This window comes from Streptomyces sp. NPDC085946, from assembly GCF_044540485.1.
In the GTDB taxonomy this organism is placed as follows: Bacteria; Actinomycetota; Actinomycetes; order Streptomycetales; family Streptomycetaceae; genus Streptomyces.
The window spans coordinates 1-1131 of the sequence record NZ_JBITSF010000073.1 but is presented as its reverse complement, the minus strand read 5'-3'; the positions used below and the strand labels follow the sequence as shown (position 1 = coordinate 1131).

1 protein-coding gene is annotated in these 1131 nt (G+C 64.7%); it reads right to left on the bottom strand.

Going from position 1 to position 1131, the window contains the following annotated elements; translation table 11 throughout:
* Nucleotide 1: 1 nt before the first annotated feature.
* Nucleotides 2-1093 carry an IS630 family transposase gene (locus ACIF8T_RS40505; RefSeq protein ID WP_400042500.1) on the bottom strand — a complete coding sequence of 364 codons (1092 nt, stop codon included), beginning with the start codon at nt 1091-1093 and terminating at the stop codon, nt 2-4.
* Between the last annotated feature and the right edge of the window lie 38 nt (nt 1094-1131).

Below are 1131 nucleotides of genomic sequence, written 5' to 3'. Positions count from 1 at the left end.
CCTAGTGCCGTGAGTCGGAGATTCTCTGGCAGTAGGCGGCGACCTTGTCGAGGATCTCGTCGGCGGTCTTCGTCCAGTCGAAGGGCCGGGGGTTGTCGTTCCAGTCGGCGACCCATGCCCGGATGTCGCGTTCAAGGGCCTGGACGGAGCGGTGGACCCCACGGCGGAGTTTCTTCTGCGTGAGTTCGCCGAACCACCGTTCCACCAGGTTCAGCCACGATGAGCCGGTCGGCGTGAAGTGCAGGTGAAAGCGGGGATGTGCCAGCAGCCACTTCTTGATGGCGGGTGTCTTGTGTGTGGCGTAGTTGTCCAGGACCAGGTGGATGTCGAGGTCTGCAGGGACCTCCTTGTCGAGCTTGGCCAGGAACTTTTTGAACTCGGCGGCCCGGTGCCTGCGGTGGATCGAGCCGATCACCTTGCCGCTGGCGACTTCCAGGGCTGCGAAGAGGGTGGTGGTGCCGGCGCGGACGTAGTCGTGGCTGCGGCGTTCAGGAACGCCAGGCATCATCGGCAGCACCGGTTGCGAACGGTCCAGGGCCTGGATTTGGGACTTCTCGTCCACACACAGCACCAGTGCTTTCTCCGGCGGGTCGAGGTAGAGGCCCACGACATCACGGACCTTGTCGATGAACAGTGGGTCCGTGGACAGCTTGAACGTCTCGCAGCGGTGCGGAGCCAACGCGAACGCCCGCCAGATCCGCGAGATCGCGGACTGGGACATACCCGTGGCCGCCGCCATCGACCTGGTCGACCAGTGGGTGGCGTTCTTCGGTTTCTCCTCCAGCGTCTTGACGATGACCCGCTCGACGTCCGCATCGGTGATCTTCCTCGGGACACCCGGCCTGGGCTCGTCGGACAAGCCGTCCAGGCCGCGGTCGAGGAAGCGCCTTCGCCAGGTGCGGACCGTGTCCGGCGCGACCTTCAGCCGCCGTGACACCTCCATGATCGAGTGTCCTTCGGCGCACTCGAGCACGATCCGGGACCGCAGGGCCAGAGCCTGAGCCGTCGAGCGGCGACGCACCCACCCCTCAAGCACAGCCCGCTGGGCATCGGTTACCGACAACGGCGGAATTTTCGGTCCACGGCGATTCACACCAAACCAACGACGAACCTCTGACTCACGTCACTAGT